Source organism: Anatilimnocola aggregata (genome assembly GCF_007747655.1).
Taxonomy (GTDB): Bacteria; Planctomycetota; Planctomycetia; order Pirellulales; family Pirellulaceae; genus Anatilimnocola; species Anatilimnocola aggregata.
Genome location: NZ_CP036274.1, coordinates 8,879,483 through 8,900,456 on the forward strand (window position 1 = coordinate 8,879,483; position 20,974 = coordinate 8,900,456).

Annotated in this window: 19 protein-coding genes and 1 tRNA gene; 10 read left to right on the forward strand and 10 right to left on the reverse strand. The window is 58.8% G+C overall.

Annotation, left to right across the window (positions count from 1 at the left end):
• The first annotated feature begins 115 nt into the window (after positions 1 to 115).
• Positions 116 to 199, forward strand: a tRNA-Leu gene (locus ETAA8_RS33780).
• 123 nt (positions 200 to 322) lie between these two features.
• Here the strand turns inward: ETAA8_RS33780 and ETAA8_RS33785 are convergent.
• Genes ETAA8_RS33785 through ETAA8_RS33800 form a run of 4 tightly spaced genes read right to left on the reverse strand, consistent with a single transcriptional unit; the run spans position 323 to position 3,877 of the window.
• Positions 323 to 1,777, reverse strand: a complete 1,455-nt coding sequence (locus tag ETAA8_RS33785; RefSeq protein WP_202921435.1) for a terminase large subunit domain-containing protein — start codon at positions 1,775 to 1,777, stop codon at positions 323 to 325.
• A gap of 58 nt (positions 1,778 to 1,835) precedes the next feature.
• Complete coding sequence (locus ETAA8_RS33790; protein WP_145099773.1) at positions 1,836 to 2,960, reverse strand: GNAT family N-acetyltransferase; 1,125 nt, start codon at positions 2,958 to 2,960, stop codon at positions 1,836 to 1,838.
• 46 nt (positions 2,961 to 3,006) lie between these two features.
• A complete protein-coding gene (locus tag ETAA8_RS33795) occupies positions 3,007 to 3,555 on the reverse strand; it encodes a ParB N-terminal domain-containing protein (RefSeq protein WP_145099776.1) in 549 nt (182 codons plus the stop codon).
• Between the two features lie 10 nt (positions 3,556 to 3,565).
• A complete protein-coding gene (locus ETAA8_RS33800) occupies positions 3,566 to 3,877 on the reverse strand; it encodes a hypothetical protein (protein ID WP_145099779.1) in 312 nt (103 codons plus the stop codon).
• Positions 3,878 to 4,091: 214 nt separating this feature from the next.
• Between ETAA8_RS33800 and ETAA8_RS33805 the strand changes: the two genes are divergently transcribed.
• Positions 4,092 to 4,373 carry a hypothetical protein gene (locus tag ETAA8_RS33805; protein ID WP_238397636.1) on the forward strand — a complete coding sequence of 94 codons (282 nt, stop codon included), beginning with the start codon at positions 4,092 to 4,094 and terminating at the stop codon, positions 4,371 to 4,373.
• A 135-nt stretch (positions 4,374 to 4,508) separates the two neighbouring features.
• On the opposite strand, the gene ETAA8_RS33810 is transcribed toward ETAA8_RS33805, so the two are convergent.
• Together ETAA8_RS33810 and dacB are read right to left on the reverse strand one after the other, a co-directional pair.
• The gene (locus ETAA8_RS33810; protein WP_202921436.1) at positions 4,509 to 5,414 is read right to left on the reverse strand and encodes a tetratricopeptide repeat protein; all 906 of its coding nucleotides are present in this window, start codon (positions 5,412 to 5,414) and stop codon (positions 4,509 to 4,511) included.
• Positions 5,415 to 5,442: 28 nt separating this feature from the next.
• Positions 5,443 to 7,014 carry a D-alanyl-D-alanine carboxypeptidase/D-alanyl-D-alanine endopeptidase gene (dacB, locus tag ETAA8_RS33815; RefSeq protein WP_202921437.1) on the reverse strand — a complete coding sequence of 524 codons (1,572 nt, stop codon included), beginning with the start codon at positions 7,012 to 7,014 and terminating at the stop codon, positions 5,443 to 5,445.
• A gap of 296 nt (positions 7,015 to 7,310) precedes the next feature.
• Between dacB and ETAA8_RS33820 the strand changes: the two genes are divergently transcribed.
• The 6 genes from ETAA8_RS33820 to ETAA8_RS33845 all read left to right on the forward strand — a co-directional run bounded on the left by ETAA8_RS33820 (position 7,311) and on the right by ETAA8_RS33845 (position 12,087).
• Positions 7,311 to 7,769 carry a hypothetical protein gene (locus ETAA8_RS33820; RefSeq protein WP_145099788.1) on the forward strand — a complete coding sequence of 153 codons (459 nt, stop codon included), beginning with the start codon at positions 7,311 to 7,313 and terminating at the stop codon, positions 7,767 to 7,769.
• A 72-nt stretch (positions 7,770 to 7,841) separates the two neighbouring features.
• Positions 7,842 to 8,618 carry a head decoration protein gene (locus ETAA8_RS33825; protein ID WP_145099791.1) on the forward strand — a complete coding sequence of 259 codons (777 nt, stop codon included), beginning with the start codon at positions 7,842 to 7,844 and terminating at the stop codon, positions 8,616 to 8,618.
• Positions 8,619 to 8,697: 79 nt separating this feature from the next.
• Positions 8,698 to 9,816, forward strand: coding sequence for a major capsid protein (locus ETAA8_RS33830; protein WP_145099794.1), 1,119 nt, complete (start codon positions 8,698 to 8,700; stop codon positions 9,814 to 9,816).
• Positions 9,817 to 9,989: 173 nt separating this feature from the next.
• Complete coding sequence (locus tag ETAA8_RS33835) at positions 9,990 to 10,421, forward strand: phage protein Gp36 family protein (protein WP_145099797.1); 432 nt, start codon at positions 9,990 to 9,992, stop codon at positions 10,419 to 10,421.
• A 161-nt stretch (positions 10,422 to 10,582) separates the two neighbouring features.
• The gene (locus ETAA8_RS33840) at positions 10,583 to 11,704 is read left to right on the forward strand and encodes a phage portal protein family protein (RefSeq protein WP_145099800.1); all 1,122 of its coding nucleotides are present in this window, start codon (positions 10,583 to 10,585) and stop codon (positions 11,702 to 11,704) included.
• A gap of 188 nt (positions 11,705 to 11,892) precedes the next feature.
• The gene (locus tag ETAA8_RS33845; RefSeq protein WP_145099803.1) at positions 11,893 to 12,087 is read left to right on the forward strand and encodes a hypothetical protein; all 195 of its coding nucleotides are present in this window, start codon (positions 11,893 to 11,895) and stop codon (positions 12,085 to 12,087) included.
• Between the two features lie 90 nt (positions 12,088 to 12,177).
• On the opposite strand, the gene ETAA8_RS33850 is transcribed toward ETAA8_RS33845, so the two are convergent.
• The 4 genes from ETAA8_RS33850 to ETAA8_RS33865 form a co-directional block, all read right to left on the reverse strand.
• Positions 12,178 to 13,182 (reverse strand): DUF1559 domain-containing protein, encoded by a 1,005-nt coding sequence (locus ETAA8_RS33850; protein WP_145099806.1) that lies wholly within the window; start codon positions 13,180 to 13,182, stop codon positions 12,178 to 12,180.
• 51 nt (positions 13,183 to 13,233) lie between these two features.
• Positions 13,234 to 13,731: an EF-hand domain-containing protein gene (locus ETAA8_RS33855; protein ID WP_145099809.1), complete on the reverse strand. Its 498-nt coding sequence runs from the start codon at positions 13,729 to 13,731 to the stop codon at positions 13,234 to 13,236.
• A 352-nt stretch (positions 13,732 to 14,083) separates the two neighbouring features.
• The gene (locus tag ETAA8_RS33860; RefSeq protein WP_145099812.1) at positions 14,084 to 16,045 is read right to left on the reverse strand and encodes a sodium/solute symporter; all 1,962 of its coding nucleotides are present in this window, start codon (positions 16,043 to 16,045) and stop codon (positions 14,084 to 14,086) included.
• Positions 16,046 to 16,117: 72 nt separating this feature from the next.
• Positions 16,118 to 16,390: a DUF485 domain-containing protein gene (locus ETAA8_RS33865; protein WP_145099815.1), complete on the reverse strand. Its 273-nt coding sequence runs from the start codon at positions 16,388 to 16,390 to the stop codon at positions 16,118 to 16,120.
• A 246-nt stretch (positions 16,391 to 16,636) separates the two neighbouring features.
• On the opposite strand from ETAA8_RS33865, the gene ETAA8_RS33870 reads away from it, so the two are divergent.
• Positions 16,637 to 20,233: a hypothetical protein gene (locus ETAA8_RS33870; protein ID WP_145099818.1), complete on the forward strand. Its 3,597-nt coding sequence runs from the start codon at positions 16,637 to 16,639 to the stop codon at positions 20,231 to 20,233.
• Between the two features lie 49 nt (positions 20,234 to 20,282).
• Positions 20,283 to 20,966, forward strand: a complete 684-nt coding sequence (locus ETAA8_RS33875) for a hypothetical protein (protein WP_145099821.1) — start codon at positions 20,283 to 20,285, stop codon at positions 20,964 to 20,966.
• Positions 20,967 to 20,974 lie beyond the last annotated feature (8 nt).

The window sequence follows — 20,974 nt, forward strand, 5'->3', positions numbered from 1 at the left end:
GGGCTGTAGCGTTTATGCTACATCAGGCTGAATTTCGAGGTTCGCGGGGCCCTGCAAACCCCCGCGAACCCCTTGCGACGATCCGGTGTCGTGTCCTATAACCTAGTAAGCATCTGCGGGCATGGCGGAATTGGCAGACGCGCAAGATTCAGGTTCTTGTGTCCGTAAGGACGTGGAGGTTCAACTCCTCTTGCCCGCACTCAACGATGGCTACCGAAAAGCCTGCGAGATTCTTCTCGCAGGCTTTTTTCGTAGCGTGGCATAGGCTTCCAGCCTGTGGAATTGCCGCTCCGGGGTATCAGGCTGGATGCCTATCCCACGCTCACCATTTCAGTCCCGCCGCCGGCATCACCAGGGTGCTGAATTGCACCGGCCCGGGCTGATGGCGCGCGCTCACAATCGCCGCATACGCCGCAGCGTCAATCTGATCGGCCGGTTCGTAAGGGTCGCCGGTCCAGGCCAACCATTCACTTTCGAGTTGCGGCCGCCAGGTCACTTCATGCTGCGGCAAAAAGATCTCGCCTCGTTCCAGCTTGTCGATTAGCACCGCGGCCCGCGCCACCTTATCGCGCGACTGTGTGGCAATGCACCGCAGCGGCAACTCCTTCCCCAGCACATCGACAGCTGCCTGTCCGAGCTTTTCATTCTCAATCCACAGTTCTCGCGGTCGCCACACGCGGTGAATATCGCGCAGCAACCGGCACAGGCCATCGAAGCCGACCCGCTCCCGCGCCTGATATCGCAGCATTAATACCGGCGCCAGCCCTCCCCGCGGCTGATCCCACACTTGGGCCACCGTCCAACTGGCTTCCCGACCTTGCCGCTCGCGCGCTCGATCCGCGCTCGTTCCCGCTGGATCGACAGTTACGAATCGCCGGCAATCGCTGGCTGCCACCGAACCGACCACTATTCTCTGCGGCGAATGCAAGTTCAACGTTTCGTTCGCCTGGTCAGTTTCCGCTGCCGAAAAGTATCGCAGCCAATCTGCTTTCAACAATCCTTGTGCTTGAATCGTCCAGTCGCCATTCATCAGCCGCTCGCGCGCCAGCGGCGGCAGGTGCAACAAGCTCTGACGATACTCCTGTTCATCGAGCGCCGGGTTATCGCCGATCCGCGCGGGGACATAGGCGATACCCTGCTGCCAGAACGTGGTACTCGCGTCGCTCGGTGCGGGTTGCCTGGCTGCCTGCAGCGCTGCGGGACTGATGAACCGCGACCGAACCCACAGATGGCCGATGTTACCGGGATTGCTCGCCGACCGAACTCGCAGCGGTGCGCTAATTCCTTTCGTGCGCCGCAAGCGACTGAAGAGAAACAAATAATCCTCTTCGGGAAATTCCGTTAACTCGTCGAACGCAATGAACTGGAACTCGCTGCTGCCGTAACGATACTTATCGTGCCGATCGCGCAGATAGCCAAACGTCAGCGTGGCGGGCCCGGCACCGGTGGGAAACGACCACCGCTTCTGCGCACCATTCCAGGTCGCTCCCTTGCCCGCCAGCCATTCATGCGATCGCGGAATTAAACCACCGGCCAGGTTCAGCCGCTGCGTATCGCGCCGCAAGATGAGCGCCGCATAGCCGGGAACGTGCACGTACTCCAAAGCCGCCATCAGTAGCGCTTCGCTTTTGCCTCCGCCGGCCGCGCCGCCATAGAGCGCCTCGAGGCAAGCCAAATTGAGAAACTCCCGCTGCTTGGGCCAAGGCTCGTGGGGAATCCACTGCGATGAGTGGACACTCTCTGCTGCCGCTGCTGGGTCTGCAACGACTTCCGTCACGCGCGCAGGTGCGCCAATTGTGTCTGGTTGTGATACTTGAGTGCGGCCGGCGAACGATTCACGATTGCACCTCATCCAGGGAACTGCCGAAGTACTCGAATGTGGCGACACCGCGGCCAGCCGAGTTCGGAATCGAGCGCGACTGAAATCGCTGCCGAGTCCGATTGCCAAGTGGCCGGTACGAAACCAATCGCCAGGTGTTCGATTGGCGACAGGCACCGATGACTGCCGGATGACTGGCCGTAATGCTCACGCGAAACCCCGTGGTGAGCGCGTCGTCGGCCACACGCTCGGCCAGCCGCAGCCCGATGCCGAGCCCTTGATAGTCTGGGAGCGTGACAATGCGGCTGATCCGTTTGTGCTTACGGTGGCCAAGGATCGCCAGCAGCGCGCAAAACGCAATCGGGCGGCCGTCGAGCCACGCCGCATAACAGGTGGCAGCTCGGGAAAGCCCGCCGACTAGATAATGATGTCGCGCAAAGAGGTGCCAGAGCCGCTGCGGACAGCGGGTAACTTGCAGCTGAAGTCGCGGTCGCCGAAGACGCACCCGCGAAAGCGTCGGGCCCGCTTCGTTCGCACCCAAATCGAGCACCCAATCGGGCTCGAGCCAAGGCGCGATATCGGCATGACAGCTAACGGCGACAAACCGGCAGTTCAAACGCCCGCTACGAATGGCCTTGCTGATGGCCGCACTTGCCACTTTCGCCACAGTGCGATCGACGAGCGAAGTGAATTCGTCGAATACGAGCAACTTTTCCGAGTTGTTGCTTTCAGCAGCAGACAGCAGGGCGCGGGCCAGTTCGCAGCGGAACTTTTCGCCATTGCTCAGGACTGCAAACGGCTTGAGCCAGGCGGGTGGACTTCCCAAGCCCACGGCAGTGAGTGTTTGCGTGATCTGCTGAATCGATGCATTGCCCAGCGAGTCGATCATCGCGCTTCCAGCCGGCCAAGGTTGAGCCTGATAGATTGCGGCGCCATACGCCGCGCGGGCCAGCGTGCTCTTGCCGCTGCCCGAAGGGCCAATGATGCAGCCGATTGACCAGTTCTCAGAAATTGCCGGAATCTCGGCGGCGAATGTCTCGCTCCACTCGGTCTGCTCGGGCAAGTCAAACATGCCCATTACCTGGCGAACGCGAAAACTACTGTGTACCGGCGTTTGCACGGTGACCTGGCAGCGGGACATGAGGGGCTCCTTTTCAAGCAGGAATTGGGTTCAAAACAGCCTCAGTTCACATCGTCAGCACGCGACACGAGAGTCCTTCGGCCGAAAGCCGCTCGAAGAGTTCTCGCTGTTCGGCTTCGTCGGCGCATTGCACCACCAGCTGATAGTTGGCGATCAGTTCATCAACCTCGGCTGGCAACCGTTTCGCCGCAGACGATTCACGCGACAGATCAGTGAGCAGCGCGCAGAGGGCGGGACTATCCGTCTCGATCAGGGCGACAAGTTCTTCGATTCGCTGTTGATCGCGACCAGCAAGCGCGCTGAGCGGATCCCAGCAGGCCAACAACTTGTTAGCTTCGTCTTCTGTCACATCCAGCACGAGCACCGGCACAAGTTGCTCGGGCGTTGTTTCTGCGCGCAAGTGACCATCGATGAGTTGCAACGAGCCATCGTCTTGCTCCCGGGCCAGCAAAGCCCCCGCATAACCAACTTCAGCCAGCAGCGCGCGAAGGGCATCCTGTTGCGGCTGAGGATGCGTGCGCCAGTTACGCGGATTGGGCTGCAAGTCTCTAGCAAGAACGCGGCGAAGAGATTGAATCCGATCTCGAATGAACATTTCGAGCCTCCTAAGAATGCGGGTGAGTAACGTCAGGGGAGTTGCTTTCGCTCAGGCAGCAAGCCAGGCAGGGCCAAAGATAGACCAGGGACCCGCAGCTGCGACAGCGACGAAGATTGGCCGGGTCGTAACCTGGGGGACGATACTCGGCGGCCTCGGCTTCTCTCTGCTGTTGGGCTAATTCGTCCGCAATTTGCTGCAGGCGCAGATCGATCGCGCCCGGCGATACGCCCAGCCGCCGCGCAATCCAACGACTGGAGAAACCTTGCTCGTGCAGCTGCAGTAGCCGCTGCGGATTGAGAGCAATCACCGATGAAATCATGGCAACATCCTAGAAACATCTGCACCACCTGCGAACGAATGCGCCGGCTTCACCGGAGGCAAATACTATACACCTGTACACTTATTGTCAATACTTTATCACGACTTTTTGATGAGACAGACTTGACGGCCTAACAAACACCCCGCATAAATTAAGTGGGAATAATTCACTATTCGCAGCGGATATGCTGCAGTCACTTGCAGGAGGTTTTCAGGTGGGAAAGAAGAAAGCAGCCAAGAAGCCAGATGTGATGGACGACCGCGTGCCACGCAAAGAGCCCTACACCAGCGCCCGGATGACGGGTGTGCTGGAACGGATTCGCGAACAGGCGACCCGCATGTCGGCGCTGGCGCGTTCGCTGGACGATGCCAAGATTGATTCGATCGTCGTCGATGGTCACGCGATGTTGATTCGCGGGCTCAACCAGATCGAAAACTTCCTCGATAATGCCTCGCGCGCCGTACGCGAAGCGAAGAGCTCGCGCGAGACTCTCTAGGTTTCCCGTCGCGCGAACTAGCAGCCGGCCACCAACGGGCCCACAGCAAACAATCGAGAACGACGTGTGTCATGTCCATGTCCGGAGTCAAACGCTCGGCATGGACATGCTCACGCGAGGCAGCGAAGGCGAGGCTTACGTGCTCGCGGCTTCTAGCCGCTGGAGTGCTTCTTCTGCCCAGGGGCTATCGGGGGCAAGTTCGACAAACCGCTGCCAGTGCGTTTCGGCCTGAGAACCATCGCCCGTTTCATCCAGCAGGCGTGCCAGATGGTAGTGGGCGTCGGCATAACCCGGGTGATGCATGATCGCCCCTTCGAGCGCCGCGACCGCCAGTTCTCGCTGACCCAGTTCGGCCAGCACACAGCCCAGATTTGCGCGAGCCTCGACAAAGTCCTCGTCCAGCTCGATCGCCACATAATAGCGCTCGCGCGCGGCGGGCAAATCGCCCTGGCGATAGAGCATCTCGGCCAATTGAAACGACCATTCTGCTGAGGGACCATTGGCAGCGAGCGCGGCGCGCAACATTTCCATCGCGCCGACCAGGTCCCCCTCTTCGTCGAGTTCTAACGACCAGGCCAAGAGCGCCGACGCGGGAGTCGAGTTTGCATTGCCGGCTGCTAAAAACTGCGCTGGCGAAAGGATTGTCTGCGGCGCTTCGTCGTCGGCTCGATCCGACTCGAATTCGAACCGCTTCTGGCCGCTCGGTTCAATCAGGTCGGCATCGCGGCGGAGCAAAATCTTACGCCCATCCAGCACAATTCCCAGTTCGGCAATCGGGCGCGATACATTGGGAGCCGCGCGCTCGAGCCCTGCTAGTTGTTCTTGAATCTGCCGGGGCGATGCGCCGGCGCGATGCAGTTGAGCCAGTTGCCGGGCGACGGCCACTTCGGCAAATTCGAAATACGAAACGCGATGCTGCTGCTCGCTGGCTCGCAACCAACCGCGGCGATGCCAATTGCGCACACGCCAAACATCGACGCTGGCCAATTCGGCGAGCATGGCAGAGGTGTAAAGTCGGCAAGTGATATCGGGCGCACTCATTGCAAACAGGCCTGCTCCAAAAAACGATCTACTTGGCTCGGTGCACCATTTCACAAATGCGACCGAGATCGCTACCGATCCGCTTCGAGTCGACTCCCTCGCGCGAGTGAACGCCATTCACAAAGGCAGCAAACACCACGCGCTGGCCGCTTGCGGTGGTCAAGTAGCCGGCGAGTGCTTTACTGGCGATCAGCCCACGGTCGTTAAGTACGTTCTCCCACACAAGTGTGCCAGTCTTAGCGTGAACCTTGCCACGCACCACACTATCGGGCTTCACCGTTTTCGCCAACGTCCCATCGACACCCATGATCGGCAGCGCTCGTTCCAAGACCGCGAAATCGGCGCGAGTCGACAAGTATTGCAGCAATTGCACGGTGGCGTGAGGGGTGACGTAGTCGGCTCGCGCTCCCCCCGCACCACCGCCGAAAGAGATTGAATCTGCATCGAGTCCGGCGCGCAGCAAAAACTCTCGCTGCAATTGCATACCCTGAGCGAGAGTTCGCTTGCCTTTACTGGCGGCCAGCAGCAGCGGTAGCTCGCTGGCATGCAGATTGTGACTGACTTTCAAGATCAGTTTTGCGTTCTCGGCAAACGGCAACGAAACAAGCTCCGCAACTTGTTGGTGCTCGGCATAGCTGCTGGCTGTGGGAAGCGAGCAGGCGGGGTGCTTGAGCGCCGGCTTGCTGGCGACTGTGACACCCGCCCGTTCGAGCGCTTCGATAAACAGCGAACGAGCCCAGCCCGCCGCTTCGGTCACTTCGTGGATCTTCACCAGCGGTGCCTTATCGGCTGGGACCTTGCCAGTCACCGTAATCAGTCCATCTGCCTGTTCACGCACAAAGGTTTCCAACTTGCCTCCCGCCGCAATCGTTTCCACCCGCGCTTCGACGCGCACCACACTGCACTGTGGTCGCCACGTAATTTCGGCCGGCTTGCCCACTTCGCCCGGCTTAAGAATCAGGTCGATCACGTTATCGTTGATCACGATGGGCGAAACTTGCTTCGGCCCGCTGCCGGAAGCTTCGGCAATCTCGAACAGGCGGTCATCGACAAAGACATCTCCTTCGACGTGCTTTACTCCGGCCGCGGAGACCTGCCGCGCAAGGTCATTCAATCCGTTGAGCGGATCCTGGGGAGTGATGCCGGCATCGCCACTCCAATTCGCGTAGGTGTGATCGGAATCTGTGAAGGCAATTTCGCCTTTGTCGTTCGTCCGACCACCCAGAGTCGGATCGCCGCTGGCACGGAGAATGAGATCCCCTTTTAACTTGCCGTCGGCACCGAGTTCTCCCCGCGCGAAGACGGGCGTGCGAAAGCGGTAATCGGCTCCTAAGCCATCGAGGGCAGCAGCTACCGAATAGAGCTTGGTTGCAGACGCTGGAGCGAAGAGTTTGTGGCGATTGTGTTCGAAAACCACTTCGCCCGATTTCAGCTCAACAAACAGCAGGCCCCAATGCGAATGGCGATACGGAGCTTCGTCCAGAACGGCGGCTAGTTGCTTGTCGAGCGGTTCTTCTGCCCGTAATGGCAGCCCGCCAATGAACAAGAAGCAGCACGCCGCAAGTGAAATGACAGAGCCGGCAATGAAGGGCAAGCGCATGGCGGTCGTTCGTGAAGGAATGCAGAAATAAGTTGCAGCTAAGCCGCCTACCTGGCTGCGCACCATTCTAAGTTCTGCCAACGGCGGGAGCGAGTGGCGAAAAACTTTGCCGTCGCAAACACTGGCGGCGACGGCGGTTACTTCGCCGATGATAAGCAAGTCGTAAAAATAACTTAATCAACTATTGACACATAGTCACCAACTCCTAAAGATTCGTTCATCACTTCGCCAGTCAGTCCGCAGCGGGCTGCTGAGTTAAAGAAGTTGCCAAGCGTCTCTTTTGAGGAGTTTTAGGTATGTCCGAGTCATCTCAGCTCGCGGTCGAGCTGCCGGAAAGTAAGCCAGCCGCTGTGCAGGCAGAAGTTCCGCCGGAGGCTACTGAAGTGGCGCAGGTTGCCGCTGAAGATCCAACGGTCGAACCAGCGCCCCCGCAGCAGTCAGCTGCACTGGCGGCCGTGCAAGCCGCACACGATCTGCCTCCAGGCGTTCGTCAGCGATTCACAACGCTGGTCGAGCAATCAGCCAATCTCAGTCAGGATGGCGAGCCATTATTGCCCGCGCACCAGGTTCTCGAACTGCTGGCCCAAGGCTTACCGCCGGTGTTGCGGCGCGAGTCGACATCAACCGTCAGTCGGCCGGATCATCCTGCCGGCGATGCGTTCTTCCAACTGCAGAGTGACGAGTTCTCCGATCAACAAGCAGAACAGATTGCTCGAACCCAACTGCAACGGGCCGGGCTGCTGCGAAAGTCTTAGGGCCGGTCACGAGCGATTGGAACAGTTTCCCCCAGTCCGTTTTTTCGTTTCATTCTTCAGAGGAGTTTTGCAATGTCCCAGTTCACCACCGGAAATGTGCCCGGTTTCGAAGCCGCGGTTGAATCCGAACAATCTCAAATCACCTGGTCGGGCCGCCACGGCCAAGACCTGGTCGTTACCCAGCGGGTAATGATCGACGCCGAGGTAGAGGATAGTGCCAACACACCCGTGACCACCTTGCGGGCTGGAGTGGTGCTGGCCCGGCGCGATAGCGACGGAAAGGGAGTGCTGTACGATCCAGACGGCAATGATGGCTCGCAGATTGCGATCGGAATCCTGGAGCAGCATCAAGACATGCTGGTGAAGGGTGTGCCCACCGATCGCTTCACGCAGATGATCGTGCATGGCCTGGTGCGCGAGGGCCAGCTGAAAGATCTGGATGCGCGAGCCCGTCAGCAATTGGCCCCGCGCGTGCAATTCGATCGCCAGCCAATTTCTTCCGCACCCATGCTGAGTCCGCGCGGCGTGTATCGCAAGAACACGAGTTACTCACTCACGGCAGCCGATAGCGGACTGCTGTTTCTGGCCAGTGCGGCAGCCACGTTCACCTTGCCGACGAAGGCGAACGGACTGCAGTTTCGCATTGCGCAAACAGCCGACAACGACCTGATCATCAGCGGCAGCGGCGACCTGATCCACAAAGGGAATGCGTCCGCCAGCTCCGTGACCTTCTCCACTTCGAGTCAAAAGATCGGCAGCCAGGTGCTGATCGAATGCCTCTACACCGCTCCCGGCACTCTGAAGTGGTTGGTGACCAACCTTGGCGGCACAACGGCCACGGTGGCCTAAGTCGTTGAGCGTTTGAATTTCACAGTTTGTTTTTTGGTGTTTTGTTTTCTGTCCTTTGCAATCTCTAGGAGTTTCCATCATGGGCCTTTCCGTTTCTCAAGTCCTCGCGCCGAAGACCATCGTCAAAGCCGTCAATCAACTCAATTTACCGGGTACAACCCTGCAACGGCTGTTCGGCTGGCACTTTGGCGGCACGAATAAGGTGCAACAGTCGGGACGCAATTTTGCGTACGACGTGATTCCCAGCACGCGAACTGTCGCCACGGGGCGAAATCCTGGCCAGGCCTCCAGTTCGCAACAGCCGCAGAGTGTTCGCGCGGTCACCGGCACGTTTCCACGAGCTGCCGAGTCGATCTCGCTGCTCGACGAAGATTTGCTCAATCGTCGCGCCATCGGAGGACCGAGCGATGAACTCGATGTCCGGGGCGAGACCTTCGTTACCCGGCAGGAAGCATTCTTGTCGCAGCGTTTTGCCAATCTCATCGAGTTTCAAACCGCGGCCATGCTGCGGGGAAGTTACTCGTATCAGGAAGATGGCGATGATCTGCGTCATGGCTTCGCTGGTGGGCTGGCCGATGTCCCGTTTCAGATTCCGGCCGGCAACCTGGATCAGCTCAACATGTTAGGTGGAGGGAATATTCTCAACGCTGACTGGGCGACCAGCAGCACCGATATTCCCAAGCATTTGCACCAGATCAATGCCGCAATGGTGCAACTGACGGGACTGGGGCTCGCGCACGTCGTACTCACCAGCGTGGGCTGGCAGTACATCGTGAACAACGCGAAGGTTCAGGCCCAAGGTGGCTCGGCTAACGTGGTCTTCGAATCGCTCGAGCGCGTGGGCGCGGGCGAGTTCTCGGCCATCCTGCGGGCAATTCCCTGGGTCACGTTTCACGTGATCGATTACGGCTTGGACGTTTGGAACGGTTCGAGCGAAGTGTTCAGCAAGCTGATCGATGATACGCATGCGGCGTTCTTTCCCGATCCTTCGCGCCGCTGGACGCAGTTTCTCGAAGGTTCGGAAATTGTGACCGAAGGTCCCAACGGACCCAAGCATGAGCGGTACGGCTTCTACCCGTTTGCGTTCCCCACGCACGACCCGAGCGGCTGGCAATTGAGCGCTGTCTACAACGGCATTCCCGCGCTCTACATGCCTGCCGCCGTCGCTTATGGACGCCTCACGGGTGGCTCGTACTAAGGGGGCTAGGAACTGGGAGCTAGGGACTGGGGAGGACAACTTCCTTCCCTGGCTCCTTCTTCCGAATCCTGACTCCCGGCCCCTGTTTTTCCCCAGTCCCCAGTCCCCAGTCCCCAGTCCCCAGTCCCCAGTCCCCAGTCCCCAGTCCCCAGTCCCTAGCCCCTAGCAAAACCATGACTACCTACTGCACTGCTGCCGACCTCGAAGCTGTTTGGGCACCCGATCAAATCCTGGCGAGTGTCGACGATGACGAAAGCGGCACGCTGTCGTCAGCCGAGTCGGCCCACCTTGACCGCGCGATCGAACGGGCCGCCGGGCGCATGAACGCCTGCCTGGAGCTTCGCTACTCGCTGGCCACCTTAAGCGGCAATGCCTGGTGCCGCGATGCGAATGCTGCCATCGCCGTTTATCTGCTCGCCATTCGTCGGGGCGAAGCAGCACCAGCCGCGCTCCAAGAACAACACGACGCCTACTTCGCCGAACTGCTCGAAATCGCAGCGGGACGACGGAATGTGCCGCAAGCTGTTATCACGCTCGACTCCCGACCGAGCGTGATGAATTTCAATGTCGACTTTACCCAAGCCCGCGCCGTGAAAAGGGGCTAGGGACTGGGGGAAATGCGAATGCAAAAGCACAAGCGAGTTTCTTTCCGGCTCCCCTTTTTCCCTACCCCAGAGCTCTGAGGGAGGTAACCAGACGCGCCAAACCTCCCGTCTCCCGTCTCCCCTAGTTCCTAGCTCCCAACCCCCAACGCCCGAGGACCCCCATGACCATCTTCACCAAACTTCGCGATGCTTTGCTTCGCCGCACCGCACCCAAGCGCGCGGCAGCTCCTGTGGCGGCAGTGCCAATCACAACGCGGGTCGACGACCTGCCCCCCTTTACTTTGCAAACAGCTGACCTGATGCGCTACGACCCGCAAGTGCGCATCGCTCTGGGTGCGCGAAATGGACTGCTGATGGCAGCGCAAGTCGATGTCGCGGGACCACAACCCGCCATGAATCGTTGGGTGCAACAGCAGTGGGATCGGCTGTGGACGCAATACGCCCACCAACTGTTGAAAGCCAAGCTGTATGGTTTTATGCCGTTCGAAGTGATGTATCGCGAGTCGCAGTCGGGCGAGTTTCGCGGCCTGATCGAAGTCGCTGCGCTGAAGGACCGTCACCCGCGCGATTGCCGCTTGCTGATGCGGGGCGACGAACCGATTGGTTACGTGATGCGCGAGAAAGAACGCGAGACGGAAGTCTTCGCGCCGCTGGCGTTAAATGCCACGTTCGATTCCGAATGCACCAATCCCTATGGCTGTGCGCTCCTCGCGCGGGCTTATCCCGCCTGGTACGAAAAGTGGATGGAAGGAGGAGCCAAGCGCACCATTCGACTGCGGATGATTAAAGACGCGTATCTGGGGGACATATTTTGGTATCCGCCGGATCGGAAAGTTCAACTTGCCGATGGTCAGGAGATTACCTGGCAAGCGATTGCCCGCGAAGTGGTCGAGGCGCGACAAGCAGGGGGCGCGATGACACTGCCACTGCTGTACGACCAGGATGGTCGCAAGTTGGTGGACTATACGCCGCCACAAGGTGTCAGCGGTTACACGGCCATTTTTCACTGGAAGAAAGATCTCGACTTGGAGATCTGGAAAGCGCTCGAAGTGCCTCCCGAGATTATTCAGGCCTCGACGAGCGGCAGCGGATTCTCAGGCCGCTGGATTCCGTTCGTGGTTGCTCTGAGTGCTGTTCAGACCGAACTGGCGGAACTGATTCGCTGCCTCGATCGCGACATCCTCCGCCCCATCTCGCAACTGAATTTCGGCGAGCAGCCGCAGTACGAGATCAAGCCGCGCCCGCTGACAGAGATCTATGCGGAGCGATTTGGTAGGGGCTAGGAACGAGGTGCGAAAGGCCAGAACTAAACAAAAGAAATCGAGGTTTTCGTAAGCCCTTATGCCTTTTGCGGTTCTAGTTTCCAAGGCCGAGCCACTGGCATTTTTTTCGCTAGCTCGTGACCAGACGTGTCAAACAGATCTGCATACTAATCACCTGTACACTATTATTCACGATTAGGAGTTTGGTCATGTCGCAATTGCCTGCTTTGTATTCTGTGGTGTTGCTGCCGAGTCGCGAAACGGTAGCTCGGGGGCTCAGTTTGCGCGATGCTTCGGCCTGGATTCGCACGTATAACGAAGTGATGCAAGGCCGACCCGCGCAGGCCGTCATTGCCGAAGAAGTGGCAGCGGTTTCGGCAAGGCCGCTGCGGAAAGCTCCGTAAAAGATGATCGCACCGGGATAAGAAATGACAGGCAGGATGCCTGTCCCACGTGAGGTCGAGCGCCGAGGGTGCGCTCGCGGAATGTGGAAATTAAAACTTGTACGTGATCACTTCGCCATCCATTCGATTGCCCAGATAACGATAGTTGTCTTCGTCAATCGTATATTGAATCAAGCGTACCGAGCCATCGCACATGACTGCATTGAAGCCCGACGCGTGCGCGCTGCCGAAACTGTAATTCGACAGGCCTTTTCGATCTTGCAATGGCGGAAAGAAACCCGCATTTGTCGAGCGAGAGTTATCGTTGTTCAAACCGACATACAAGTTTTCGTTATCTGCTTGGTCGGTGCCCGTCGTATAAAAAACGGGATTCAGATACTTTTCTCCAACCATAAGCGTATTCGAGGTGCCATCGAGCACTTGTGACATTCTGACTTTGCTTTTGCGGAAGGAAATTCCGGTCCAGACATTGGGATCATGGGCCGCAACCCCACTCGAGCCACCACCATCCTGATTGATAGAGCCATCGCCGCAGTTGACGCCATAGTCGACCTTCGCACCGGCCGTGATGGGCGATGAATTGACCGGTTGATGCGTGGAGTCGATGACGTAGGGACGTGCCGGCCGCCGCGAGGGACAATGAAAGAACTTCACCGGAGTTTCGACCATGCGCGCCAGGGCATCCAACTTTGCCATTCCGGCTGGTCCCAAGCCAAGGTCGTGCAACGCATTCTGCTCGATAAAGGGGAGGATGTTATAGGCCCAGCCGCCCGGTTGATTCTCGGCAAATCCGCCATCGGGATCTCCCACGTAACTCCAGCCCCAGCCATTCGACGGAAAATAGCCGTGGGTATCGGCATGGTTGTGAAAGGCCAGGCCGATTTGTTTGAGATGGTTGTTGCACTGGGTGCGACGGGCTGACTCGCGCGCGGCCTGGACTGCGGGGAGGAGCAATGCCACGAGGACGCCGATGATGGCAATCACCACGAGCAATTCAACAAGTGTGAAGCCGGCCAACAATCGCACTCGTGCGCAGTGGCGCGGTGTGCGATGGAAATGCCACGATCGAATGCCGCGAGCAGGGAGAGGCGACATGCAGAAGTTCCTGACGAGAGAAGAGGGGAAACTGCGAATGATGAGAAATGGTTACTTGCTGGATAAATCAAATGTCAATCCGCTCTCGACATTGGGGTTGTCGGTGGCCACTTCGGCACCGAGCGTCGTTTGGGCATTGAACTGAGACGGAATTGTTTCCTGGCCAGAGTCGTTGGGAGCGGTTATTTCAACTCGATACAAGCCCAACTGCATCGCCCGCGTGTCGCTTCCAGCGACCTTCATCCAGGCAACGCCTTGGGAGTCGGTTTTGCCGCTCGCTGGTTGAATGGCATGTTTAAGAAACGCTTCCGGGACAAACTGCACGTGTGCATTCGCCACGGGTTGCCCGCCGCGACTGATGGTGCATTGCAGCGGCATCAAGCCAATCTGCTGTCCACCATATTGCTGCAAGCGGGCCTCGATTTCGGCAGCTGTTAGGTTGCCGTTGCCATCCCGATCGATCATCGGCAGCGCTGCCTGCAAGCTGGGACAGGCAGCCAGTTCGCCCCCTTCGATGGACCCGTTTTGATTGGAATCGAATAGTCTCACCGCTTCAGCGCTCGACTCAGCGGGATCGTAAGAGGGTATCGAAACCGCCGTCGGGCCGGCGTTACACCCAGCAAACAGGCCAGCGGTGAAAAGGAAACTAACCCGCCAACGAAGTAAATTTCGCTGCCGCATTCGATTTACCCAGACCCTGCGACGGAACCGCCGCGAGCAATTGTCAAAAGAAGAGGGGGAAGAGGCTGACGAGAAAAGCCAACTGAACCTCGCTTACGAAGCAACGTCAGCAGGAAGCCCTAGGATATTGGTGGGGGTAAAGCTGCGGAAAGATGAAAAGAGTCATAATTTTCATTTTGCGCAAACCCGCTGACGCAACTTGGAACCGCTCGCACTGGAACTATTGTGCCGCAGCTTTGCGGGCCTTCTCGCCCATGTCTTCAAGCTGTGGCGGGGTGAGAAGCGAAACGACAATCAGCACCAAAAAGCCAAGCGGGACGGTCACCAGTGCAGGCTGGCTGAAGGGGACGAGAGCGTTTTCAGCTTTCAGGCCGTAGAGGTCTTTGAAGGCCTCGCCGCTGAGGAGCACCCAGGCCAGCGAACTGAACATGCCGACCAGAATCGAGGCGGTAATGCCCTGCTTAGTGGTGCGCTGCCAGAACAACAGCATGATGAGGGCGGGCAAGTTGGCCGACGCGGCGATGTTGAAGGCCCAACCCACGAGGAACGTAACGTTGAAGTTCTCAAACAGAATGCCGAGGACCATCGCGATCGCGCCGACGACCACTGCTGCCAGTTTGCCGGCCCGCACTTTTTCGTGATCGGTCATCTTCACGCCAAAGAAGTTCTCCAGCAGGTCGTGAGCAACAGCTCCGCTGGCCGCGAGAATCAGCCCGCTGACCGTGCCGAGCACCGTGGTGAAGGCAATTGCCGAGATGATCGCAAACGACAACTCGCCAAAGTGCTTGGCCAGTAGCGGTGCCGCCATGTTGGTGTTCGTGGGATCGAGCACCCCGCTGGTCATTGCCCCCAGGCCCAGATAGAGCGTGAGGATGTAGAAGAAACCGATGCTGCCAATGCCGACCACCGTACTCTTGCGGGCAGCTGATTCGTCTTTCACCGTGTAGTAGCGAATCAAGATGTGCGGCAGCGAGGCGGTACCGCAAAAGAGCGCGAGCATCAGCGAATAGAAGTTTAATTTATCGACCAGATAAGGACTGCGAACGCCTTTGAAGGTGGGACTCGCGCCGGGCAACATCAGGTCGTTGCCGGTTTTCACGGTGGGATAATAAATGGCTGTTTCGAAGCCGTCTCCATCCTTTAACTTGAGCGTCGACCAGGTTTCAATTTCACTTTGCTGAAAAGTGGAGAGGTACTGGAGCGGACCCAACGGGGCGCCTGGTTTCGCACCGGAGGGCAAACTGACAACTCGACCCACGGGAATGAAGTCGGTCTCGGGCTTTCCTTTTTCGCGCATCACTCCGTTTACGAAAAACTTACCGTTGATGGTCTGGGCCGATTGCACTTCGCGAACTTGTTCAGAATTCAGCCCCTTCGATTTGTGCCAGACGCGGACGCGACCATCAGGATTTTCGACAAGAAAGAAGTTCTTTGCGGCGTCGCCGGCCCAGTCCCCCGTGCGTGGCAACAGTTTGAATTCAGCACCAGTTGCTTTTTCGAAATCGTCGAATGACAGGCTGCGGAAGAAGTCCTGCTGGGGCTTGCCCAGATGCTTGACTTCGGTCGTCAACCCGCGCTGCAAAATCATCACTGTCAGCATTGTGCAGAAGACAACGAGCAGGCCACCCTTGATGAACTGCACCCAGGTGGTCGAGACCATGCCCGCCGTGACCACGATCATCACCACCACGACGCCGACCGAAATCACGCCCGCGTAGTGCGGCAGTCCGAGCAGCGGCTTGATGAGCGTGCCAGCGCCGACCATTTGAGGAATGAGATAGAACAGGCTGACGACCAGCGTGCTGATGGCGGCGGCCAGTTTGATTCCCTTGCTGTGAAAGCGGCTATCGAGAGCGTCGGCAAAGGTGAATCGGCCGAGTCGTTTCAAGGGCTCGGCAATCACCAACAGGGCGACAATCCAGCCCGCGAGGAAACCAATCGAGTAGAGAAAGCCGTCATATCCATAGAACGCAATCATGCCGCAAATGCCCAGGAACGAGGCAGCGGAAAGATAATCGCCGGCAAAGGCCACGCCGTTCACCAGCCAGGGAATTTCGCCGTGAGCGGCGTAGTAGCCCTGTGCCGATTTCGCCTTAGAGCCGAGATAAAAACTAATCCCCAGCACGATCGAAACAAAAAAGGCAAAGACCGCGATGGCCGAGAAGGTGGGAGCGTAGTCCATAAAGATCGATTATCGAAAAGAGAGGAGCAGGAAGGCGAGCAGCGGCCAGTTACCCGGTTACCCAGTTGCTGGCTACGAAGTGCTGCGGGGCGTGCGGCAGAGAAGCATGTAGACAATCGAGACGACGAACGCCCCGAGAATCAGCCCAAAGCCGTAAAGAATGGCGACGTTCACACCACCCCAAGCAGGCCGGCCCATGATCTCGGGGGAGGTGGCGGCCAGCACCACAAACCCGACGTAAGCAATGAGGTAAAACGCGAACAGCCACAACCCCATGTGGGCGTTGTAAGACCGGACTGCATCGATGTCGGCGGGGATTTTCGGCTCGGGAGAGGATTTATTCATAGGGGGCCAGAATAGCAACGCCTGCGGCGATTGTCACGCGCCGCAGCGAGCTACTGGGGCGAATTCCGCCGACTGGACTGGGAACCAGCCCGCCAGCGGGCCTAAGATGGGGTGGTGGAATAGAGGTGAAGGAACCAGGAACCAGGAACCAGGAACCAGGGGCAGGAGTCAGAGTCAGGAAGTGGTTCCTCTCACGTGTGTTTCTGTTGATCGTGCCAAATTTAAACGTTGAATGAATAGGTAGCGGTGAAAGCGAATCTTCAAGAGCGAGTCAGTGCCATCCACCAGCAGGCGGTTCAGGTACAAACCTGGACGGCTTGGAGTTGGACCGTAGGCGTGTCGCTAGCCGCGGCCATCACGGCTGAGTTGATCGATTTTCTGTTGCGCTTGCGAAGTTGGCCGCTCCGTATCTTGCTGACTGCGAGCGTCGTGGCAGTTGTTGTGTGGGCAGTTCGCCGCTGGCTGGTGCCGTGGTGGCACAGTTCGTTCAGCAATGTCCAAGTCGCGCGCCGGCTGGAACAACTCCATCCGCGCTTGGGCGAGCGGCTGTCATCGGCCATTGCCTTCTTGCAACAAGCGACCGATGACCCCCGCGAAGGTTCGCTGGAACTCCGCTATGCCGTCGTCGCCGATGCCGAGTCCATCGCTGCCGATCTACCGCTCGAAAGCTCGATTGATCGCCGACCTGCCCGCCGGGCACTCGCCTTCGCGGTCGCGCTGGCGATTGCCGCTCTCGCAATTGGTCTTTGGCAACCAACCAATTTTGGTCGCGCTCTGGCGCGCCTGGTGTGGCCCGTGGGCGGTCCCATGTGGCCGCCACGCAACCAGCTTGAACTGGTCACAGCCCCCACTGCCGTCGCGCTGGGCGAAAGCTTTGAAGTACAGCTGATCGACCGCAATGGCCACCTACCCGACGATGCAACGATCACGTTGCAATTCGATGAGCCCGCGCGACGCACCGAACGGCATCTGCTGCAACAACGGGGCGAGAAACTGGTCTTTCGAATCGAGCAAGTCCTCACCGGTTTTCGCTATCGCGTGACCGGCGGGGACGACGACTCACTGCCGTGGCACGAGTTGCAGGTTGTGCAGCCACCGAAGCTGACCGACTTAGTCTCTGCCACTGAGCCCCCTGCCTACTCGGGGCTGAAGCCCGAGCGCGGTGGCCGGCTGGTCAAAATGCTCGCCGGTTCGCAGTTGATGATCGAAGGGCGACTCGATCGCGCGGCCAGCGCGGTTCGCTTGCAAACGGCGACGAAAGAACCGCTCCCTGAAGTGCAGCTAGCCGCTGACCGACTATCCTTTCACTCACCTGCCAATAGCCCATGGCAGCCGACAAAGTCGCAGCACGTCTGGATCGAACTGGTCGATGAAACGGGCTCCGTCACCGGCCGCGATGGTCCCCTCGAACTTCAAGTCATCCCCGATTCGCCGCCGTCGCTGGCCTGGGATCAGCCCGGCGATCATGGGGCGTTTACCAGTCAGGCACTCATTCCCATCAGTGCCGTGGCGAAAGACGACCTGGCCGTGCAGCGGGTGGAACTGCACTATGCCTCCATCGGCAGTGAGCCACAGCAGCCGCAAGTCGTGGTTTTGTTTGAGCAAGCCAAGCCGCCAGCCAGAAACTTTGGCGAAGGAGATTCTCGCCCAATCACGCATGTTTGGGACGTGTCGCAGGCGGTTAAAGCGGCGGAAGGTGCTTCGTTTTCGTTGCAGCTGGTGGCCTACGACTTTCACGGTCAGCAAACATCGACGCCGCCGCGCCGCATCAGCCTGATTTCAACCCAGGACATGCAGCATCGGCTGGTGCAACGACAAGGTGTGGTGCTCGAACAGTTGGGCGAAATTCTGCGGCTGCAGCGCCAGGCGCGCACGCTGGTCAACGATGTGGCCGCGCGGCAGCAGGACGAAGGCAAATGGCAAACACGCGATCTCGATGCCCTGCAAAGCGCCGATTTGCAACAGCGGCAGGTTCAACGACTGCTGAAGAATCCCGATGATGGCCTGACGAAACAGATCGACCTGATGCTGGCAGAACTGAAAGCCAATCGTCTGCAAGATGAAGGCATCGCCAGCCGGATGGAGTCGCTGCAAAAGCAAGTCGCGCGATTATGCGACGACGTGCTGCCGACCCTCGAAGAGCAATTAGCCGCGGCGCTGAAGACTGCGCGTCTTAAGTCGGAGGCGACTGGCGACTGCGCGGACGATTCCCCGCTGTCACTCGATGGCGTCACCGAGCAACAAAATCTGGCCGTGGCCGCGCTCGAAGCGATGCTCGGAGAATTGGCACAGTGGGATAACTTCAGCCGGATTAGCCGAGAAGTGGCATTGCTGAAGCAGGAACAACAGAAGCTGCGCGAGCAGACCGAGAACGTGCGTGTCACGCTGGCCTTAGCCGAGCGCGATGCCGAGCCGCTGAACCTGGCGAGACAGACGGCGCAGCGGCAACTGGAAGCTGCTCGGCTATATGACAAACTGCAAGGGCGGATGGAGTCGCTCCTCGCCAAGCTGCGCGATAGCGATCCGCTGGCTGCGGGTAGCCTGGCCGATGCACTCGACGCCGCCACGCGGCTGGCAATCGGCGGGCAAATGCGTTCGGCCGCTCGGCAATTGCAGGAGGCCCGCGCGGGGCAAGCCGTGCAATCGCAAGATCAGGTTCTCGCCGGTTTGAGCGAAGTTCTCGATCGCCTTGCTAGCCGGCGCGATCAAGATGCCAAGCGGCAGCTCGCTTCGCTCACTGCTGCTGCCGCTGAACTAAATAACCTCACCCAGCGGAGCGAGAATCTGGCACGCGAAGCAGCTGCCGCGGCACAGGCCAACGATCCGCAGAAGCGGCAACTGCAGCGACTTACCAAAGACGCTCAGCGCTTGGCCGAGGAAGTGGCCGAGTTAGCCCGCAAACTGGAACGACTCAAAGCCAAGAAGCCTGGTGACAGCTTAAAGAAGGCCGGGCAAGCGCTGGGCGGCACTAGTCAATCGGCAGCAGGGGGCAATGGAGGGGAAGCAGAGCAACAAGCTCGCTCGGCGCTCGAGGATCTGCAAAAAGCCAAGCAGGAATTGCAGCAGGACATTCAACAAGCGCAAGAAGATCTGGTTCGCGAGCAGCTAGCGCGGCTGGAAGCGGAACTTGCTGGGTTACTCAAGCGCCAACAGAACCTGGTCACTGAAACGGAGCGGCTCGATGGCTTCAAGCAAGCGAACAACGGCGCGTTAGGCCGCGCGCAGCAAGCTTCGCTCCGCAGCCTGGCCCAAGAACAACGTCAATTGGCCGATGCCGTGCAGCAAAGCAGCGAAGCGTTTTCGTCCGGTGAGACTTTTCAGTTGGCACTTGATGGTGTGCGGCAGCAGATGCAGCGGGCTCATCGCGGGCTCGTGCGCTCGCAAACCGATGACAGCGTCATCGCGCCGCAGCAGCAGGCCGTCGCTCGGTTGAAGCAACTCATCACAGCTGCCCGCTCGCAAGATTCTGCCCCCGAGAACGAAGAGCCAGCCGAACAAGGTCCACAGCAGCAGACCGGCGGCCAGCCCGAAGTTCGCAGCATTGGCGAACTGCAACTCCTCGCCCAATTGCAAACCGAGATCAATCGCCGCACGACGGAACTCGAAACTGCCCGCGTTGCCAGCGGCGATTTTACTGCCGAACAGCAGACGGAACTGCAGGAACTGGCCGCAGAGCAAGGCAAACTCGCGGAGATCATTCTCAAACTGGTCGAGCAACCGACAGCTGATGCCGCCGAAGACAACAATTCTCCCGCGCCACAACCGCCCGCAGACACACCACCTCCACCGCAGAAGAAATCCGGTAATCCGCTCGACGAGGAACTTTTAAAGGATCTGAAGTAATGGCAGATCGTAGAATGCAGATTGCAAAACGAGGGGAGCCAGGTGAACGATGAATAGGAAACAACAACTTGCCTCGTGGCTGCTATTCGCCATTCTTGCTCCCGTCCTTTTTGCGCAGCAGAAATCGCTCGACGAGCAATTGCTGGACGATCTCAAGCCGCCAGCGGCAAAAGTGAAAGCGCCGGCTGAGAAGAAGGCTGTCGACGAGAAGCCGGCCAGCAAGCTCGATGATGCATTGCGGCGGGAGTTGGAAGGAGAGGATATCGGCCAGGAGAAGAAGGAAGAGCATCCGATGGTAAAGCTGGGGCGCGAGATGCGGCAGGTGCAGCAGCGGATTGGGGCTCGTGATACGGCCGAGGGAACCCAGCAGATGCAGCGGGCCATTTCCGCCCAGCTGGCGGGGCTGATCGAACAGGCCAAGAATAAGCCGCAGGGAAATAAGTCCGAAGATGGCAAGCCGGGCAGTGGTTCGAGCCAATCGGGCACCGAGAGTGGCTCGGTCAGTTCGCCCCCCGGGCAACAGAGCACGCAACGGCTGGAGCAGGCCGATCAGACTCAGCAAGCACAAATGAACGAGGTGAAGGACGCCTTGCGGCGGATTTGGGGTCACTTGCCTGAAAAAGAGCGAGACGAGATGATCGGTGCTTTGGGCGAGCAGTTTTTGCCCAAGTACGAACGGCTGATCGAAGCTTTTTATAAAAGACTGGCGGAAAGTCCGCCCCCTGGGCAATAATGGCGGCT

What these genes read in the sequence shown, in the direction of transcription:
- ETAA8_RS33790 (WP_145099773.1), bottom strand. Translation starts at nt 2,960, where the DNA reads ATGTCCCGCTGCCAGGTCACCGTGCAAACGCCGGTACACAGTAGTTTT.
- ETAA8_RS33835 (WP_145099797.1), top strand. Translation starts at nt 9,990, where the DNA reads ATGACTACCTACTGCACTGCTGCCGACCTCGAAGCTGTTTGGGCACCC.
- ETAA8_RS33810 (WP_202921436.1), bottom strand. Translation starts at nt 5,414, where the DNA reads ATGAGTGCGCCCGATATCACTTGCCGACTTTACACCTCTGCCATGCTC.
- ETAA8_RS33830 (WP_145099794.1), top strand. Translation starts at nt 8,698, where the DNA reads ATGGGCCTTTCCGTTTCTCAAGTCCTCGCGCCGAAGACCATCGTCAAA.
- ETAA8_RS33845 (WP_145099803.1), top strand. Translation starts at nt 11,893, where the DNA reads ATGTCGCAATTGCCTGCTTTGTATTCTGTGGTGTTGCTGCCGAGTCGC.
- ETAA8_RS33840 (WP_145099800.1), top strand. Translation starts at nt 10,583, where the DNA reads ATGACCATCTTCACCAAACTTCGCGATGCTTTGCTTCGCCGCACCGCA.
- ETAA8_RS33800 (WP_145099779.1), bottom strand. Translation starts at nt 3,877, where the DNA reads ATGATTTCATCGGTGATTGCTCTCAATCCGCAGCGGCTACTGCAGCTG.
- dacB (WP_202921437.1), bottom strand. Translation starts at nt 7,014, where the DNA reads ATGCGCTTGCCCTTCATTGCCGGCTCTGTCATTTCACTTGCGGCGTGC.
- ETAA8_RS33850 (WP_145099806.1), bottom strand. Translation starts at nt 13,182, where the DNA reads ATGTCGCCTCTCCCTGCTCGCGGCATTCGATCGTGGCATTTCCATCGC.
- ETAA8_RS33825 (WP_145099791.1), top strand. Translation starts at nt 7,842, where the DNA reads ATGTCCCAGTTCACCACCGGAAATGTGCCCGGTTTCGAAGCCGCGGTT.
- ETAA8_RS33795 (WP_145099776.1), bottom strand. Translation starts at nt 3,555, where the DNA reads ATGTTCATTCGAGATCGGATTCAATCTCTTCGCCGCGTTCTTGCTAGA.
- ETAA8_RS33820 (WP_145099788.1), top strand. Translation starts at nt 7,311, where the DNA reads ATGTCCGAGTCATCTCAGCTCGCGGTCGAGCTGCCGGAAAGTAAGCCA.
- ETAA8_RS33875 (WP_145099821.1), top strand. Translation starts at nt 20,283, where the DNA reads ATGAATAGGAAACAACAACTTGCCTCGTGGCTGCTATTCGCCATTCTT.
- ETAA8_RS33860 (WP_145099812.1), bottom strand. Translation starts at nt 16,045, where the DNA reads ATGGACTACGCTCCCACCTTCTCGGCCATCGCGGTCTTTGCCTTTTTT.
- ETAA8_RS33865 (WP_145099815.1), bottom strand. Translation starts at nt 16,390, where the DNA reads ATGAATAAATCCTCTCCCGAGCCGAAAATCCCCGCCGACATCGATGCA.